17 protein-coding genes and 1 riboswitch are annotated in these 17659 nt (G+C 62.5%); of the genes, 7 read left to right on the top strand and 10 right to left on the bottom strand.

Going from position 1 to position 17659, the window contains the following annotated elements; genetic code table 11:
- Positions 1-121: 121 nt before the first annotated feature.
- The gene (locus PST29_RS28260) at positions 122-841 is read right to left on the bottom strand and encodes a 16S rRNA (uracil(1498)-N(3))-methyltransferase (protein ID WP_060844857.1); all 720 of its coding nucleotides are present in this window, start codon (positions 839-841) and stop codon (positions 122-124) included.
- A 152-nt stretch (positions 842-993) separates the two neighbouring features.
- Entirely contained in the window at positions 994-2400 is a 1407-nt protein-coding gene (locus PST29_RS28255) for an adenosylmethionine--8-amino-7-oxononanoate transaminase (protein ID WP_060844856.1), read from the bottom strand.
- A gap of 319 nt (positions 2401-2719) precedes the next feature.
- Here PST29_RS28255 and PST29_RS28250 point away from each other — a divergent pair, with 319 nt between their 5' ends.
- Positions 2720-3271 (top strand): cytochrome b, encoded by a 552-nt coding sequence (locus PST29_RS28250; RefSeq protein WP_016968753.1) that lies wholly within the window; start codon positions 2720-2722, stop codon positions 3269-3271.
- 32 nt (positions 3272-3303) lie between these two features.
- Positions 3304-3900 carry a YceI family protein gene (locus tag PST29_RS28245; protein WP_060841506.1) on the top strand — a complete coding sequence of 199 codons (597 nt, stop codon included), beginning with the start codon at positions 3304-3306 and terminating at the stop codon, positions 3898-3900.
- A gap of 305 nt (positions 3901-4205) precedes the next feature.
- Here PST29_RS28245 and PST29_RS28240 read toward each other — a convergent pair whose 3' ends face one another.
- The 5 genes from PST29_RS28240 to ahcY form a co-directional block, all read right to left on the bottom strand.
- A complete protein-coding gene (locus PST29_RS28240) occupies positions 4206-6071 on the bottom strand; it encodes a DEAD/DEAH box helicase (protein WP_060844855.1) in 1866 nt (621 codons plus the stop codon).
- Between the two features lie 241 nt (positions 6072-6312).
- Entirely contained in the window at positions 6313-7110 is a 798-nt protein-coding gene (locus tag PST29_RS28235; protein ID WP_060841504.1) for a substrate-binding periplasmic protein, read from the bottom strand.
- Positions 7111-7166: 56 nt separating this feature from the next.
- Positions 7167-8249 (bottom strand): hypothetical protein, encoded by a 1083-nt coding sequence (locus PST29_RS28230; RefSeq protein ID WP_060844854.1) that lies wholly within the window; start codon positions 8247-8249, stop codon positions 7167-7169.
- An 89-nt stretch (positions 8250-8338) separates the two neighbouring features.
- Positions 8339-9184, bottom strand: a complete 846-nt coding sequence (gene metF, locus PST29_RS28225) for a methylenetetrahydrofolate reductase [NAD(P)H] (RefSeq protein WP_060841503.1) — start codon at positions 9182-9184, stop codon at positions 8339-8341.
- A gap of 187 nt (positions 9185-9371) precedes the next feature.
- Positions 9372-10781, bottom strand: coding sequence for an adenosylhomocysteinase (gene ahcY / locus PST29_RS28220; protein ID WP_060841502.1), 1410 nt, complete (start codon positions 10779-10781; stop codon positions 9372-9374).
- Positions 10782-10802: 21 nt separating this feature from the next.
- Positions 10803-10909: riboswitch (S-adenosyl-L-homocysteine riboswitch) on the bottom strand.
- Between the two features lie 188 nt (positions 10910-11097).
- Here ahcY and PST29_RS28215 point away from each other — a divergent pair.
- Both PST29_RS28215 and PST29_RS28210 read left to right on the top strand, forming a co-directional pair.
- The gene (locus tag PST29_RS28215) at positions 11098-11493 is read left to right on the top strand and encodes an acyl-CoA thioesterase (protein WP_060841501.1); all 396 of its coding nucleotides are present in this window, start codon (positions 11098-11100) and stop codon (positions 11491-11493) included.
- Positions 11494-11608: 115 nt separating this feature from the next.
- The gene (locus tag PST29_RS28210) at positions 11609-12496 is read left to right on the top strand and encodes a formate/nitrite transporter family protein (protein ID WP_060841500.1); all 888 of its coding nucleotides are present in this window, start codon (positions 11609-11611) and stop codon (positions 12494-12496) included.
- Here PST29_RS28210 and PST29_RS28205 read toward each other — a convergent pair whose 3' ends face one another.
- On the bottom strand, positions 12497-13756 hold the full coding sequence (locus PST29_RS28205) for a cation:proton antiporter (protein WP_060844853.1): 1260 nt from the start codon (positions 13754-13756) through the stop codon (positions 12497-12499).
- A 350-nt stretch (positions 13757-14106) separates the two neighbouring features.
- Between PST29_RS28205 and PST29_RS28200 the strand changes: the two genes are divergently transcribed.
- Both PST29_RS28200 and PST29_RS28195 read left to right on the top strand, forming a co-directional pair.
- Complete coding sequence (locus PST29_RS28200) at positions 14107-14940, top strand: EamA family transporter (RefSeq protein WP_060844852.1); 834 nt, start codon at positions 14107-14109, stop codon at positions 14938-14940.
- Positions 14941-14977: 37 nt separating this feature from the next.
- Positions 14978-15361, top strand: a complete 384-nt coding sequence (locus PST29_RS28195) for an MAPEG family protein (RefSeq protein ID WP_060841497.1) — start codon at positions 14978-14980, stop codon at positions 15359-15361.
- 81 nt (positions 15362-15442) lie between these two features.
- On the opposite strand, the gene mltA is transcribed toward PST29_RS28195, so the two are convergent.
- A complete protein-coding gene (gene mltA, locus PST29_RS28190) occupies positions 15443-16618 on the bottom strand; it encodes a murein transglycosylase A (protein ID WP_060844851.1) in 1176 nt (391 codons plus the stop codon).
- Positions 16619-16749: 131 nt separating this feature from the next.
- Here mltA and PST29_RS28185 point away from each other — a divergent pair, with 131 nt between their 5' ends.
- Entirely contained in the window at positions 16750-17199 is a 450-nt protein-coding gene (locus PST29_RS28185; protein WP_060841495.1) for a c-type cytochrome, read from the top strand.
- Between the two features lie 28 nt (positions 17200-17227).
- Here the strand turns inward: PST29_RS28185 and PST29_RS28180 are convergent, their stop codons facing one another.
- Positions 17228-17623 carry a DUF1090 domain-containing protein gene (locus tag PST29_RS28180; RefSeq protein WP_060841494.1) on the bottom strand — a complete coding sequence of 132 codons (396 nt, stop codon included), beginning with the start codon at positions 17621-17623 and terminating at the stop codon, positions 17228-17230.
- Between the last annotated feature and the right edge of the window lie 36 nt (positions 17624-17659).

The raw sequence follows: 17659 nt of genomic DNA, 5'->3' as shown, positions 1-17659 counted from the left end.
TTGCGCCGCCACCTGTAGGAGCCGGCTTGCCGGCGAAGGGGCCCTTGAGACGTGTACGGGACTGATGGGCGCCTTCGCTGGCAAGCCAGCTCCTACGGTGGGTGTTTGACCAGGGACTGTTTTAGAAATCGCCCCACAGTTGCTGGGCCACGGCCAGGGCCACCACCGGGGCGGTTTCGGTACGCAGCACGCGAGGGCCGAGGCGGGCGGGCAGGAAGCCGGCGCCGTGGGCCTGCTCCACTTCGGCATCGGACAGGCCGCCTTCCGGGCCAATCAGGAAGGCCAGGGTCTGCGGTTTGGCATGGCTTTCCAGGGGCTGGGCCACCGGGTGCAGCACCAGCTTCAGCTCGGCCTCGGTCTGCTTGATCCAGTCCGCCAGCAGCACGGGCGGATGAATCACCGGGACTTGCGAGCGCCCGCATTGCTCGCAGGCGCTGATAGCCACCTGGCGCCAGTGCAGCAGGCGCTTGTCGGCGCGTTCGTCCTTGAGCCGCACTTCGCAGCGCTCGCTGAAGATCGGGGTGATCTCGCTGACCCCCAGCTCCGTGGCTTTCTGAATCGCCCAGTCCATGCGTTCGCCCCGGGACAGGCCCTGGCCGAGGTGAATCCGCAGCGGCGACTCTGGCTGGCCGGCAAAGCGTTCATCCAGCTGCACGCGCACGCGCTTCTTGCCCACTTCCACCAGGGTGCCGCGAAACTCCGTTCCCGAGCCGTCGAACACTTGCAGTGCATCGCCTTCGGCCATGCGCAGCACGCGCCCGATGTAGTGGGCCTGGGCTTCCGGCAGTTCGTGCTCGCCGAGGCTCAGGGGGGCGTCGATAAAGAAGCGGGACAATCTCATCTGGGTTCTCTGTTGAATGTGTATCGGTGGAAAGCCTTCTGTGGCGAGGCAGCTGGCTCCCGCTCGGCGGCGAAGCCGTCGTTGAAGCCGCCGAGGTGCTCAGCCTGGTTTGGGACCGCTGCGCGGTCCCTCGCCACCATTGATGACCTGCTCTAGCCCGGATCGCGAAAGCCCGGGTGGAAGTCCTTGGGCACGGCCACGCTGACGCTGTTGCGGGTGGCGAGGTCGATGCCTTCGCTGGCCACTTCGGCGAGGAAATCGATCTGCTCCGGGGTGATCACGTAGGGCGGCAGGAAGTACACCACGCTGCCCAGGGGACGCAGCAGCGCGCCGCGCTCCAGGGCGTGCTGGAACACCTTCAGGCCACGCCGCTCCTGCCAGGGGTAGGCGGTCTTGCCGGCCTTGTCCTGGACCATCTCGATGGCCAGGACCATGCCGGTCTGGCGCACTTCGGCGACGTGGGGGTGGTCCACCAGGTGCGCGGTGGCGCTGGCCATGCGCTGGGACAGGGCGTGGTTGTTGGCGATGACGTTGTCCTGCTCGAAGATGTCCAGGGTCGCCAGGGCCGCCGCACAGGCCAGCGGGTTGCCGGTGTAGCTGTGGGAGTGGAGGAAGGCGCGCAGGGTCGGGTAGTCGTCGTAGAAGGCGCTGTAGACGTCATCGGTGGTCATGCATGCGGCCAGGGGCAGGTAGCCGCCGGTCAGGGCCTTGGACAGGCACAGGAAGTCCGGGCGGATGCCGGCCTGTTCGCAGGCGAACATCGTGCCGGTGCGGCCGAAGCCGACGGCGATCTCGTCGTGGATCAGGTGCACGCCGTAGCGGTCGCAGGCTTCGCGCAGCAGCTTGAGGTACACCGGGTGGTACATGCGCATGCCGCCGGCGCCCTGGATCAATGGCTCGACGATGACTGCGGCTACCGTGTCGTGGTGTTCGGCCAGGGTCTGCTCCATGGCGGCGAACATGTTTCGCGAGTGTTCTTCCCAGCTCATGCCGTCGGGACGCAGGTAGCAGTCCGGGCTCGGCACCTTGAGGGTGTCCAGCAGCAGGGCCTTGTAGGTTTCGGTGAATAGCGGCACGTCGCCCACCGACATCGCGGCGATGGTTTCGCCGTGGTAGCTGTTGCTCAGGGTGACGAAGCGCTTCTTGTTCGGTTGGCCGCGGTTGATCCAGTAGTGGAAGCTCATCTTCATCGCCACTTCGATGCACGACGAACCGTTGTCGGCGTAGAAGCAGCGGGTCAGGCCTTCGGGGGTGATCTGCACCAGGCGCTCGGACAGCTCGATCACCGGCTGGTGGCTGAAACCGGCGAGGATCACGTGTTCCAACTGGTCCACCTGGTCCTTGATGCGCTGGTTGATGCGCGGGTTGGCGTGGCCGAAGACGTTGACCCACCAGGAACTGACGGCATCCAGGTAACGTTTGCCTTCGAAGTCTTCCAGCCAGACGCCTTCACCGCGCTTGATCGGGATCAACGGCAGTTGTTCGTGGTCTTTCATCTGGGTGCAGGGATGCCACAACACCGCAAGATCGCGTTGCATCCACTGGTTATTCAGGCCCATGTACAGTCTCCTGGAGGCAGCTCGCTGAGGGGGCGGGCGAACAATCGGGCAAGCCTATGCAATGCATGGCCGCGGGACAACCTATTGTGCAGGGCGGCAACCGGGGACGGCGCGACCCAGGGGTAAAGACGTAGCCGCTCGCTGCCAGGGCACGGGTGGCGATGGCCTCGAAAGCGTCAGAAAATGCCCTTAATCTTTTCTTAATACCCTGAGCCCAGAGTACTGATCGTATTTCTCGATATTTCAAAGCAAATTTTTTCGCTTTAATTCGATAGGTAAATCGCTAGTCTTGGTCAGCGTTTCTTACAGGATGCAACTGATGCAGTTACGTAATTCTTCTTCTCGCTACGGCTGGGTAAGCATTGTTCTGCACTGGGGCGTGGCCCTGGCAGTCTTCGGTCTGTTCGCCCTGGGCCTGTGGATGGTCGGCCTCGACTACTACAGCACCTGGCGCAAAGACGCGCCGGACCTGCACAAGAGCATTGGCCTGACGCTGTTCGCGATCATGCTGCTGCGGGTGTTGTGGCGGTTTGTCAGCCCACCGCCGCCAGCGCCGGCCAACCATGGACGTCTAACCCGCCTGGGGGCCAAGTTGGGGCATGGGTTCCTGTACTTGGGTCTGTTCGCGGTGATGATTGCCGGCTACCTGATTTCCACCGCAGACGGCGTGGGTATCCCGGTGTTTGGCTTGTTTGAAGTTCCTGCCCTGGTTTCCGGACTGCCGGACCAGGCAGATGTAGCAGGTGTGGTGCATCTGTACCTGGCCTGGGCGCTGGTGATTTTCGCCGGCATCCATGGCCTGGCCGCCTTGAAGCACCACTTTATCGATCGTGATGCGACCCTCACCCGTATGCTGGGTCGCAAAGCCTGATGTTCAACCTTGACTCAAAAGGAATAGAAAGCATGTTGAAAAAGACTCTCGCCGCATTGGCCATCGGTTCTGCTGTATTGGCGGCCGGTCAAGTGATGGCAGCGGACTACGTGATCGACAAGGAAGGCCAGCACGCCTTCGTCGACTTCAAGATCAGCCACCTGGGCTACAGCTTCATCACCGGCACCTTCAAGGACCTGGACGGCAAGTTCAGCTTCGACGCGGCCAAGCCGGAAGACGCCAAGATCGAAGTCAACGTGCGCACCGCCAGCGTGTTCACCAATCACGCCGAACGTGACAAGCACATCACCAGCAAGGACTTCCTGGAATCCAGCAAGTTTGCCGATGCCAAGTTCGTCTCCACCAGCGTCAAGCCCACCGGCAAGAATGCCGATGGCAAGCTGACCGCCGACGTGGCGGGCGACCTGACCCTGCACGGCGTGACCAAGCCGGTCGTGGTCAAGGCCACTTTCCTGGGTGAAGGCAAGGATCCATGGGGCGGCTACCGTGCCGGCTTCGAAGGCACCACCAGCATCAATCGCCAGGATTTCGGCAAGATGATGGACCTGGGCCCGGCGTCCAACAACGTCGACCTGTACATCAGCTTTGAAGGTGTGAAAGCGAAGTAATGCTTCGTCTGTAGCCGCTGCCGCAGGCTGCGACAAGGCCCGCAGGGCCTTCGCGATTCAATTCGCACAGCCCGTATTGGACTGATCGCAACCTGCGCCAAGGCAAAAAAAAGCGCCCCCGACCACAAATCGGGGGCGTTTTTTATTGCCCGTCATACAACCCGGTGAGCCTGGCAGGCCCTTGCGCCGGGTTCCCCGTCGTTCGCAGCCTGCGGCAGCGGCTACAGAAAGCACTCTCGACCAGCTCCCACAAAAAACGCCCCGGGTCTTGCGACCAGGGGCGTTTTTCATTTCAGCGCGGTGACTCAGCGATTGCGGGTCAGCAGCGCCGGCTTCTCGCCCCGTGGACGGCTTGGCAACTGGTCCAGTTGCTCAGGCGTCGGGAAACGATCGATCTTGGACTCTTTGTGCATGATCTTCGGCTGGTTGCTCCGAGGGTTCTGCACCGCAGGCTCCTGGCGGGCCTGATCGTCACGGTTCGGCCGGCGATTGCGCGATTCGTCGCGACGGCCCTGGCTGTCACGCGGGGCGCCGTTGCGTGGACCGCCGCTGCGCTTGGCGGGCGCGGTGCCGGTGGTGCTGCCGTTGCTGTTGCGCGGGCTACCGGAGCGACCCTGGCCGCCGCCGCGAGGCGGATTGCCGGCACCGGCGCCTGCACCCTGGGCCGGAGCTCCTGGACGGCGGCCGCGGCCCTGGTTGTTCTTGTTCTGGTAGGGGCTGACGTAGTCGGCGCGGTTACCGAAGTTGTCCACGTCGTCGTCGAGGAACTCGTCCGGTGCCCGATCGGCACGGGGCGTCGGCTGGCGCTGTTCGCGAGCCGGGGTGCCTTCGCGGGGCTTCTGCTCGCGGGCCGGGCGTTCGCCACGGGCCGGCTTGTCTTTGCCGCCCTTGTCCTTGCCCTTGTCCTTGCGACCGCCGCCACCGCCACCGCCGTTCGGGCCATCGCCGCGTGGGCCGCGAGGATTGCGCGGGTTGCGTACGTCCGGACGCTCGCGCACTTCCGGCTTCTCGGCTTCCACGGCGCTGGCATCGAAGCCCATCAGGTCGCCATCGGCGATCTTCTGCTTGGTCATGCGCTCGATGCTTTTCAGCAGTTTTTCTTCGTCCGGGGCCACCAGGGAGATGGCCTCGCCCGAGCGACCGGCGCGGCCGGTACGGCCGATACGGTGCACGTAGTCTTCGTCGACGTTGGGCAGCTCGAAGTTGACCACGTGGGGCAATTGGTCGATATCCAGGCCGCGAGCGGCGATATCGGTGGCCACCAGAATGCGTACGTCGCCGGCCTTGAAATCGGCCAGGGCCTTGGTGCGGGCGTTCTGGCTCTTGTTACCGTGGATCGCCACGGCGCTCAGGCCGTGCTTGTCCAGGTACTCGGCCAGGCGGTTGGCGCCATGCTTGGTGCGGGTGAACACCAGCACCTGTTCCCAGGCGCCAGCGGTGATCAGGTGCGCCAGCAGCGAGCGTTTGTGGCTGGCGGGCAGGCGGAACACCCGCTGCTCGATGCGCTCCACCGTGGTGTTGGGCGGAGTGACTTCGATGCGCTCGGGGTTGTGCAGCAGCTTGCCGGCCAGGTCCGTGATGTCCTTGGAGAAGGTCGCGGAGAACAGCAGGTTCTGGCGCTTGGCCGGCAGGCGCGCGAGGACTTTCTTCACGTCATGCACGAAGCCCATGTCGAGCATGCGGTCGGCTTCGTCGAGCACGAGGATTTCCACGTGGGAAAGGTCGACGCTGCCTTGGCCGGCCAGGTCCAGCAGACGGCCGGGGCACGCCACCAGCACGTCCACGCCACGGGCCATGGCCTGGACTTGGGGGTTCATGCCGACGCCGCCGAAGATGCAGGCGCTGACGAACTTCAGGTCGCGGGCGTACAGCTTGAAGCTGTCATGCACCTGCGCGGCCAGTTCGCGAGTCGGGGTCAGGACCAGGACGCGGGGTTGGCGCGGGCCGTGACGCTGGGATTTGTCCGGGTGACCGTTGGGAAACAACCGCTCCAGGATCGGAAGGGCGAAACCGCCGGTTTTACCAGTACCTGTCTGTGCCGCGACCATCAGATCGCGACCTTGCAACACGGCGGGGATGGCCCGCTGTTGCACCGGAGTAGGCTGGGTGTAGCCGGCGGCTTCGATGGCGCCGACTAAAGCCTCGGAGAGACCGAGGGAAGCAAAGGACATGAGTAATCCTGTTTTAGTGAGGGCTTGGCCCAAAGGGATAATCTTGCCGAGCGTGAATGGCGTTTAAGAGGACGCAATCCCGTCCGGTCCTGCTGGCCTGAAGGCTCATTCACCGGTGGCTCGCGCGGGCCGGATGGCTGCGCCGTAGCGGGGTGGAGAGGCCTTGAACAGGGTCCAGCGTCCGGGCGTGAGCCTGGCGGGAGGCCGGAGTATAACAGAGCATTCGATGTGCGCTGCTTTCCTACTGCTCAACGGTTTTTTCTGACTCTCGTGTGGATGAAGACCTGACAGGGGGCAGAATGGGTTCCGCGCCGTACTTGGCGCTCAATTCGGCGTAGGCCGGTTCGCGCTTGAAGCGCTTGAGTTCGGCGCCGAAGCGTTGCACCAGCAGGTCCATCCCGGCATTGCGGCGCAGCGCCAGGTACTGGCTCTGGCGGCTGATGACGGTGGAATTCTGGCTGACCTGATCGCGGATGCCCAAGCTGTCCAGCAGGTGCTGGCCGACCCGTTTGTCGGTGATCAGCAGGTCAATCCGCCCCAGCAGCAGCTTGCCGAAGTTGGCTTCGTGGGTCGGTGCCGGTTCGCGCTTGAACAGGGTCGATTGACTGAAGTCATCGCTGTACAGGTAGCCGGGCGAGGTGCCGATGGTCAGGCCCTTGAGCTCATCCAGATGCTTGAACGGATGGGGGCGCTGCTTGGCGTAGAACATCACGAACTCGACGTCCGACAGGGGCTCGCTGGGGTAGAGCAGGGTGCTGTCGCGCTGGTCGCTGTGAAAGATGTCCAGGGCCCCGTCGGCCTGGCCGGTTTCCAGCATCGCCAGGCAGCGCTTCCAGGGCAGGAATTGCCATTCCACATCTATCCCCAGGCGCTGAAAGACAATGGCCGTGGTTTCGTAGTCCAGCCCCAGGACCTTGCCGTTTTCTTCGTAGACGTAGGGCGCCCAGGGCTCGGTGACAATACGCAGCTTCTCGCCATGGGCCGCGAGGCTCAGGCAAGTGCAGAGAAGGGTGATCAGCAGCCGGGCAATGACAGACATTGCTGGAGATTACGACGGGCGCCGGTTAAATAGCTAGAGGTGCTCTAGATCAAGGGCTAGTCGGGTTTTGTCTGCACCAGATGCAAGTAGATCGCCTTGCGCCGCTCACCCAGTACCAGGCGGACTATCGGGTGGTTGAACCAGTTTTCGAGCTGATGGTTTTCAAGGGGGCTGTCAAGACGACGTTCAACGTTCTCGCGGGCCTTTTCCCACCAGACAGGCATGCAAGCCTGATCGAACGGGTTGGAGTGTTGGTAGCAGCCGTAGAGGATCTCTCGCATGAACTGGCGCTGTTGCTTGGGAAGGAACAGCGTCACGAGTTTATAGGCCATGCGCTGGGCCGCCGGCGGTCGTGGCAGCGTGGCAGTCACCAGGCGTGTTTCATCCAGCGCAAAGGTGCTGGTCGGATCGGCTTCATGCTTGTCCACCCATGCCTTCGTCTTGGCGCGAAACAGCTGTTTACGGCTCCAGTAGTGATGGATCAGGTCGGGACATTCGCGGACCTGGGTGGTGCGATAGGCGGCTACCGACAGGCAGAACTCTTCCAGCGTGTAGGCACCCTGTGCCAGAGGGTAGAACTCATCCATCAAGGCAATCGATTGCTCCAGAACGCCAGCATCGGCGCGGTCGAGTCCGATGACGCCCGAGTTGAGCAGTGGCATCTGATCATCTGCCAGGTTTCTCTGGCGCAGCACGTCAGCCAGGGTTTGATACAGACCGGCTTCTTTGTTGCTGCCGTACTGCAGGCCGAAGGCATTGCATAACAAGGTTCCGGGCTCAATACGCCGGAACAGCTCCAGCGGCGAGCAATGGAAAAAGGTATCGGTGTCGATCAGCAGGGCCCGTTCAGCCTCCTGCAGCACCTGTTGCATCACTACGTGCTTGGCGCGGAAGTGGTAGCCATGGGGGGCGATCCATGTCTTGCGGGTGTTCTCGTCCAGCTCACGCACTCGAACCGGCAAACCCTGATAAGGCGCGGGGTTGTCGGTAAAGACCTGAATGTCCAACCCTTCTCCCGGTGTTTCGCGCAGACCGGCCAAGGCACTGGCAATGCTGAACACCGCCTCCTGGTGATAAGTGTTGGCACCGTAAACCAGGTAAATCAGCTGAGGGTTTGTGGCAGGGCGAGTGGTCGACATCTACAGCGATCATCCATGGAGAATGTGAGTGGGGGTGAAAAAAAGGCCCTGGATTTCGCCAGGGCCTCCTTGCTAAGTGCTACGTCATTTCAGCGCGGCAGCTTCAGGTTGTTCCAGATCGCCAGGCTCGGGTCGGCCTGGTTAAGGGTATAGAAATGCAGGCCCGGAGCGCCGCCTTGTAACAGGCGTTCACACATTTCGCTAATCACCTGCTCGCCAAAAGCCTGAATGCTGGCGCTGTCGTCGCCATAGGCTTCCAGCTGCTTGCGGATCCAGCGCGGGATCTCGGCGCCGCAGGCGTCGGAGAAGCGCGCCAGCTTGCTGTAGTTGGTGATGGGCATGATGCCCGGCACGATCGGGATGTTCACGCCCATCTTCTGCACGCGCTCGACGAAGTAGAAGTAGCTGTCGGCGTTGAAGAAGTACTGGGTGATCGCGCTGTCGGCACCGGCATTGGCCTTGCGGGCGAAGTTGCGAAGATCGTCTTCGAAATTGCGCGCTTGTGGGTGCATTTCCGGGTAGGCGGCGACTTCGATATGGAAGTGGCTGCCAGTCTCTTCGCGAATGAAACTCACCAGGTCGTTGGCGTGGCGCAGCTCGCCGCTGGCCATGCCCATGCCTGAAGGCAGGTCGCCACGCAGGGCGACGATGCGCTTGATGCCGGCTGCCTGGTACTGCTTGAGCAGGCCGCGCAGGTCGTCCTTGCTGTCGCCGACGCAGGACAGATGCGGCGCCGCGGGAATTTTTACTTCGCTCTCCAGTTGCAGCACGGTGTTGACCGTACGATCACGGGTCGAGCCGCCGGCGCCGTAGGTGCAGGAGAAGAAGTCGGGGTTGTAGCCGGCCAGCTGACGGGCAGTGGCGAGCAGTTTTTCATGTCCAGCATCGGTCTTGGTGGGGAAGAACTCGAAGCTGTAACGACGTTCTTGGGACATGGAAGGGGTCTCCAGCTGCAAGTTGCAAGCGGCAAGCGGCAAGAACAGCGGGGATGCGCTCGGCTCTTGTGCCTGATGCTGGCTGCCTTCAGCTGTTGTAGCTGTTAGGACAAGCATAGGGCCGGTTGCGGCAAGCTGGGCTTTTGGCCCCTGCTTGCCGCTTGCGGCTCAAGGCTTGCAGCTGATCTTAGTAACGGTAGGCGTCTGGCTTGAACGGGCCTTCGACGGTCACGCCGATGTAGTCAGCCTGTTGCTTGGTCAGTTGAGTGACCACGCCGCCGAAGCCGCGGACCATTTCCAGGGCCACTTCTTCGTCGAGTTTCTTCGGCAGTACTTCAACGGTCAGGCGCTCGGCTTTCTGGGCCGGCGACAGGTCGGCGTACTTCTGGCCGAACAGGAAGATCTGCGCCAGCACCTGGTTGGCGAACGAGCCGTCCATGATGCGGCTTGGGTGACCGGTGGCGTTGCCCAGGTTCACCAGGCGACCTTCGGCCAGCAGGATCAGGTAGTCGTCGTTCTGTGGGTCGAAGTCGCCGTGGCCGGTGCGGTGGATCTTGTGCACCTGTGGCTTCACTTCTTCCCATGCCCAGTTCTTGCGCATGAAGGCGGTGTCGATTTCGTTGTCGAAGTGGCCGATGTTGCAGACCACGGCGCGCTTCTTCAGGGCCTTGAGCATGTTGGCATCGCAGACATTGACGTTGCCGGTGGTGGTCACGATCAGGTCGATCTTGCCCAGCAGGGCCTTGTCGATGCAGGCTTCGGTGCCGTTGTTGATGCCGTCGATGAACGGCGAAACCAGTTCGAAACCGTCCATGCAGGCTTGCATGGCGCAGATCGGGTCGACTTCGGACACCTTGACGATCATGCCTTCCTGACGCAGGGACTGGGCCGAGCCCTTGCCCACGTCACCGTAGCCGATGACCAGCGCTTGCTTGCCGGACAGCAGGTGGTCGGTGCCGCGCTTGATGGCATCGTTCAGGCTGTGACGGCAGCCGTACTTGTTGTCGTTCTTGCTCTTGGTCACCGAGTCGTTGACGTTGATCGCAGGAATCTTCAGCTCGCCCTTGGCCAGCATGTCCAGCAGGCGGTGTACGCCGGTGGTGGTTTCTTCGGTCACGCCGTGAACGCGTTCCAGCACCTGTGGGTATTTGTCGTGCAGCAGCTGGGTCAGGTCGCCGCCGTCGTCGAGGATCATGTTGGCATCCCAAGGCTGGCCATCCTTGAGGATGGTCTGCTCCAGGCACCACTCGTACTCTTGTTCGGTTTCGCCTTTCCAGGCGAACACAGGAATGCCGGCAGCGGCGATGGAGGCAGCGGCCTGGTCTTGAGTCGAGAAGATGTTGCAGGACGACCAGCGTACTTCGGCACCCAGGGCAACCAGGGTTTCGATCAGCACGGCGGTCTGGATGGTCATGTGGATGCAGCCGAGGATTTTCGCGCCCTTGAGCGGCTGTTCGGCCAGGTACTTGCGGCGCAGACCCATCAGGGCCGGCATTTCCGACTCGGCGATGATGGTTTCGCGACGGCCCCAGGCGGCCAGGGAAATGTCGGCGACTTTGTAGTCGGTAAAATCTGCAGGCGTGTTTACAGCGCTCATGAAGAGCCTCCATTCGTAGTGTGCGAATGGGCGCCGTTGTGCGTTTAGTGTCCGTACAGGGAAGCCTGTACCGACAACGCCCCATCCGAGCCTGACAGGTCATGCCTGCTGCAGCGCCCCTCGGACAGGTGGCGGGAAAACGGTATCAGGTGCAGATGACCGTTTTGAAACGGTGGCGATTATAGCTTTCTTTAAGCAGCAAGGTGCAAGCCACAAGCAGCAAGTAAGAGCAGGTCGGTTTTTACTTGCAGCTTGTGGCTTGAAACTTGAAGCTGGGAGCGTCAATTGCACTCGTTCAAGCACCTTGGAGTCCCCCATGAATTTCCACACCCGCAAGTGGGTCAAGCCCGAAGACCTCAACCCCAACGGCACGCTGTTCGGTGGCAGTCTGTTGCGCTGGATCGACGAAGAAGCGGCGATCTACGCCATTGTCCAGCTGGGCAACCAGCGGGTCGTCACCAAGTACATTTCGGAAATCAACTTCGTCAGCGCCTCACGCCAGGGCGACATCATCGAGCTGGGCATCACCGCCACCGAGTTCGGTCGCACCTCCATCACCCTGACGTGCGAAGTGCGCAACAAGATCACCCGCAAATCCATTCTCACCGTCGAGAAGATGGTCTTCGTCAACCTCGGTGAAGACGGCCTGCCGGCACCCCACGGCCGTACCGAGATCAAATACGTCAAGGACCAGTTCAAGGACGAAGCCTGACAGCAGGCCGACGAAGCCGTTGCCCCGATTGCCCGGCAAGCGCGCCCCGCTCCGGACGGAACAGCCCTGAACCCCGCGTGTCGTAACCATACGACTCACCTGGTTCAGGACTCCCATGGACACTCGCAACGACGGTAAAACCCCCGGACTTTCAGTCGAAGAGCAACAGGACGTCGACCGCAACCAGCCGCCTCGCGCGGCGGTACTGCACGAGATCATCCGCACGCAGGGCGACCAGGAACTGGAGCGCAGCGTCGCCGCCCTGTGGTGGTCGGCCCTGGCCGCCGGCCTGACGATGGGCCTGTCTCTGATGGGCATGGGGCTGCTCAACTCCCGGCTGCCGGAGGGCGAAGCCTTCAAGGTTGTCGCCAGCTTCGGCTATTGCGCGGGCTTTCTGGCGGTGATCCTCGCGCGCCAGCAACTGTTCACGGAGAACACCCTGACCGCGGTGCTCCCGGTGATGAGCAAGCCGAGCCTGAAGAATGCCGGGCGCCTCCTGCGCTTATGGGGTGTGGTGCTGACGGGCAATCTGTGCGGCACCCTGCTGGTGGCATACGTGATGCTGCATCTGCCGATTTTCGACAGCCGCACCGACCAGGCCTTTCTGGAAATCGGTCGCCAGGTGATGGAGAACGACCGCGCGCAGATGTTCGCCAAAGGCATCATCTCCGGCTGGATGATTGCCACCATGGTCTGGATGATCCCGTCCATGGAGAGCGCCAAGCTGTGGATCATCATCCTCATCACCTACCTGATGGCGCTGGGGGATTTCACTCACATCGTGGTGGGTTCGGCCGAGGTGTCTTACCTGGTGTTTGCCGGGGAACTGGGGTGGCGGGATTTCTGGCTGGTGTTTGCCGGGCCGACCCTGGCGGGGAACATCATCGGCGGCAGTTTCATCTTTGCCTTGATCAGCCACGCTCAGGTGCGCAGCGAGAGCGGCAAACCAAGTGGCCGCACGGATCGGGCGACGGCGCCCGATCCGCGTGGGATCAAGAAATGATCAATGGGCTTGAGCCGTGGCCGCCGGGGCATCCTGGGTGACATGACGCACCAGTCTGCCGATGCTCAGACCCTGCAACAGGATCGACGACAGCACCACGATGTAAGTGATGCTCAGCACCAGGTCACGCTCCGGACCCAGGGGCAGGGCCAGCGCCAGGGCCACCGAGACGCCGCCCCGCAGGCCACCCCAGGTCAGCACGCGGATGGTGCCCCGGGGCACGCTGCGCCAGCGCCGCAGCAGCAGGATCGCCGGGGCCACGGTGAGCAGGCGCGAGAGCACGATGGCTACCGCCAGCAGGCTTGCGGCCGCCAGGTGCAGCCAATTGAACGGCAGCAGCAACAGTTCCAGGCCGATCAGGGCGAACAGCAGGGCGTTGAGCATGTCGTCCAGCAGTTCCCAGAAACCGTCCAGGTAGCGCCGGGTCATGTCGTTCATCGCCAGGTTGCGCCCCAGGTTGCCGATGATCAGGCCCGCCACCACCATGGCGATCGGCGCCGAGACGTGGATCTCGCTGGCCATCGCCGAGCCGCCGATCACCAGGGCCAGTGTCAGCATCACCTCGATCTGGTGCTGCTCGATGCTCTTGATCATCAGGTACACCAGGTAGCCGATCAGCCCGCCGAACAGCACGCCGCCAATGGCTTCATGCACGAACAGCCAGGCCGTGGCGCCCACTGTCGGGGTTTCACCCAGTTGCGCGATGCCCAGCAGCACGGTGAACACCACCACCGCGGTGCCGTCATTGAACAGCGACTCGCCGACGATGGTGGTCTTCAGTGGTTTGGACGCGTTGGCGGTACGCAGTACGCCCAGCACCGCAATGGGATCGGTGGGCGAGATCAGTGCACCGAACAGCAGGCAGTAGAGGAAACTCACGTGCCAGCCGAACAGGCCGAAGATCCAGTAGGCCAGGCTGCCGATGACGAAGGTCGCGATCAGCACGCCGACCGTGGCCAGCAGGCCGATGGGCCAGCGATAGCTGCGCAGGTCGTTGAGGTTGACGTGCAGGGCGCCAGCGAACAGCAGGAACGACAGCATCCAGTTCATCAGCAGATCGCCGAAGTCGATCTTGCCGATCAGTTCCTCGACGTGTTCCTCAAGGCCAGGGAAGCCCAGGTAACTCAAGCCCTGCAGCAACAGCGAGAACAGCAGGGCGGTGACCATCACGCCGATGGTCGGTGGCAGGCCGATAAAACGGAAATTCACATAAGTGAGCAGGGTGGTCAGGCAGATAAAGGCGGCGACAAGTTCAAGCATCCGGACTCCTTTGGATGATCGCAGGGAAAAAAGCTTCAAGCGGCAGGTGTGCAGCGTCTGGCCAGGGGCCTGAGGTGGTTGGTGCTGGGGTTTACCCGCCCCATTGACCGCAGTAGTGGCACGATGTTGCAGGCGCTTGCCTAAAAAGGCGGGTATCGGGACCCGGCTGGGGTGACGTCGGGCAGCAGGCCCATGCTGACGAAGTGCGTGCTATCGCTGCCAAAAATGCCGGCAGCCCGTGCAGGCAGGCCAGCGTCATGCGAGGATTCGCCCTCGGCGGTCGGCGCAAGTATAGGCGGCCGGGAACGCAGGATGAATCGATTCTCTTTCGGGCCAACAGGGAGTGTGAGGTGCTGGCGACAAGTCTGGTTCTGGTGGCGGCGCTGCTGCATGCGGCATGGAGCACCCTGATCAAGTTCAGCGGCGAGCGCCTGTTGGTGGTGGCCTGCATGGACAGCGTGGCTCTGCTGTTCGTGGCGAGCATGCTGTTTTTCCTGCAGTGGCCGCCGTTGGAACTCTGGCCTTGGATCATCGCCTCGGCGGCCTTCGAGCTCTTGTACCGCTATCTGTTGATCCAGGCGTATCGGGTGGGCGACCTGGGGCTGGTCTATCCACTGATGCGCGGTCTGTCGCCATTGGTGGTGTTGGCCTTGACCCTGATCTTTGCCGGCGAGGAGCTCAATACCCAGCAGATCCTCGGCATCCTGCTGATTCCCTTCGGCATGCTCTGCTTGCTCTGGCAGGGGGGCGGTGGGGCGCGCCTGCCCTGGAACATGTTGCCGGTGGTGGCGTTGATCGGCCTGTGCATCGGTTGCTACACCTTCATCGACGGCCAGGCCTTGCGCCGCTGGTCCCATCCGCTGGACTACCTGACCTGGGTCACCCTGCTCAGCGCCTGGCCCTTTCCTCTGTTGGCCATGGTCTGCAAGCGCCCGGCCTTCATCCTGTTCTGGCGTGAACAGTGGCGCCTGGGGCTCAGCGTCGGATTCTGTGTGCTGTTCAGCTACGCCCTGGTGCTGTGGGCCATGCAGTTGGGGTCGATTGCCGAAGCGGCGGCGTTGCGCGAGATCAGTGTGATTTTGGTGGTGCTGTTCGGCATGCGCTACCTGAAAGAACCTTTCGGCCGGCCCCGGCTCTTAGCCTGTGGGTTGGTGCTGATCGGCATGTTGGTGATGAAGTTCTGAAGACCCCCCTGAAAACTCATAAAAAAGGATGTGCTCCATGACTGTCGCTTTCTGGTGTGTATTGATCGCAATTGTCCTGCCGTACCTGTGTACCGCCATTGCCAAGGGCGCCGGCAAATATGGGCTTCGTTACAACCATGATCCGCGGGCGTTCCTGAATACCCTGGAGGGGCTGCCCAAGCGGGCCCATAACGCGCAGCTCAACGGCTTCGAGGTGACCCCGGCATTTGCGGCGGCAGTGATCATCGCCCATGTGGCGGGCAACGCCGAGCTGGTGACGATCAACGTGCTGGCGGTGCTGTTTATCACCAGTCGCCTGCTTTACATGATCTGCTACCTGGCGGACTGGGCGATCCTGCGCTCCCTGGTGTGGTTCGTGGGCATGGGCCTGATCGCCAGCTTCTTCTTCGTTTCAGTCTGAAACACCCTCTTGCAGCAGCCGGCTTGTCGGCGAAAGCGCCTTCATGGTCGCCTTCGTCGACAAGCCGGCTCCTGTAGCGGGTCACGGGGTATCGGGCACTTCCGGCACTTTGGGCAGTGGCGCGCCCTTGGGCCAGAGCATCCAGATCTGCCCCTGCTGCTTCATGTCGCCGGCCAGTTGCCCGGCCGCCTCGCCAGTGCCCCAGAACAGATCGGCACGGACTTCGCCGGTAATCGCGCCGCCCGTGTCCTGAGCGGCCACCGGGCGCACCAGGCTGCTGCCATCCGGGCGCGTGGTGGATAACCACAGCAAGCTGCCCAGGGGAATCACCTTGCGGTCCACCGCGACGCTGTAGCCGGGCGTCAGCGGTACGTTCAATGAGCCTCGGGGGCCTTCGTTGCTGTCCGGGTTGCGGTTGAAGAAGACGTAGCTCGGGTTGCTGCCCAGCAGTTCGGGAATCCGCGTCGGATGAGCCTTGGCCCAGGCGGCGATGGTGCCCATGGTCACGTCTTCTTTCTTCAATTCGCCCTGCTCCACCAGCCAGCGTCCGATGGGCCGGTACGGGTGGCCGTTCTGGTCGGCGTAGCCGATCCGCAGTTGGCGTCCGTCGTCCAGCTGGATCCTTCCCGAACCCTGGATCTGCAGGAATTGCAGGTCCATCGGATCGGTCAGCCAGGCCAGCACCGGAGCCTTGACCCCCTTGGTTTCGATGGTCGCCGCGTCGTCATAGGGCTTGAGCACCCGACCTTCGAGCCGGCCTCGCAGGCGCTTGCCCTTGAGTTCCGGGTAGAGACTGTCCAGGGCGACGATGATCATGTCCTCCGGCACCCCGTACACCGGCACACTGGCGCTCGGTGTCTGGGTCAGGCTACCGGGATACACCGGTTCGTAGTAGCCGGTGATCAGGCCGTTGCTGCTGCCGCTGCCCGAGCGCAGGCCGTAGACCTCCAGGTGCTCCTTGAGAAAGCCGCGGATGGCTGTCGGGGTCTGCGGCACATTGGCCGCCGCAGCGCAGGTGGCACCCCAGATCGGATCAGTCTTCAAGCGGGTGCAGGCACTGCGCCAGGCACCGAAGCCGGCCAGCAGGTCGTTATCGGCAACGCTGGGCAGGGACTCCCAGGGGGCGCTGTTGTAAGTGGCCAGGGCGTGGGTCTGTGGGGCCTTGCTGTTGTCGCCGCCGTTGCAGCCGGCGAGCAGTGCCAGGGCTGGCAGGGCCCAGAGCAGGTGGCGACGCCAGCGGAGGAAGCTCGGGTTCATGCTGTGTTTCCTTGGGGGGTATCCATCAGCGGCATGACGATGGACAACCCCTATTGTTAATAGGGCTATTGGTGTTTGCCGGGGAGGCGAGGATACTGGCCGCCGTTTCCGTGACCTGACCTGAAGCCACCATGACGCTAAAAAGACTTTCCGTTGTATTGCTGGCCTGCCTGACGCTTTCCGCCTGTGGCGGTGTCGACCCCAACTCTCCCCTGGGCCAGCGCAAGGCGATCTTCAAACAGATGCTCAAGACCGGCGAGGACCTGGGGGGCATGCTGCGTGGGCGGATTCCTTTCGACGGCGCACGTTTTGCCGAAGGCGCGGTGAAGCTGGATGCCCTGTCCCATGAGCCCTGGAAGCATTTTCCCGAGGTCAGGGAGCAGGACCACAGCAGCGCCACCGATGATGTCTGGCGCAAGCAGGCGCGTTTCCAGGAGCTGGCGCGCAACCTTGAAGCGGCCACCGCCGAGCTGGTGACTATCAGCCAGGTCCAGCCCTACAAGGCCAGCAATCTGGGGCCGGCCGTGCAGAAAGTCGAGGACGTCTGCAGTGCCTGTCACAAGGAGTTTCGTAATCACTGAGTGAGGTCGATGCCAGGGAGGGCAGCGCTTACTTGTCCAGTTCGTCCAGGGCTTGCTGCAGTTCCTTGCGGGACTCGGCGAGCTTGTCCTTGCGCTTGTTGATCTTCTCCGAGTCGCCTTTCTTCATGGCCTTTTCCAGGTCGGCCTGACGCCGGCTGACTTCATGCTTGGCTTCCAGCACCTTGTTTTCCCGATCCTTCTTCAGCGAGGCATCGGTGCAATGGGTGGTGACTTCGCTCAGGGCGCGCTCCAGGCCGGCCTGCTGATCGCTGTTGCCATGGGCCTTGGCCTGTTCGATCTGGGTCATGATCGCCTGGCGCTTGGCGGCGCAGCCGGTCAGTGGCTGGGCTTGTTCGGCGGCCAGCAGGGGCGCGCTCATCAGGCTGCACAGGGTCAGGGCAGCGAGGGACGGAAACAGTTTCATGGAAGGCTCCAGGTGAAAAAAGATCAAAAAATAACC

Origin of the sequence: Pseudomonas sp. St29 (genome assembly GCF_001547915.1) — a bacterium.
Taxonomy (GTDB): Bacteria; Pseudomonadota; Gammaproteobacteria; order Pseudomonadales; family Pseudomonadaceae; genus Aquipseudomonas.
Note: the sequence above shows the minus strand (reverse complement) of the source record. Positions and strands in the feature narration are given on the sequence as shown.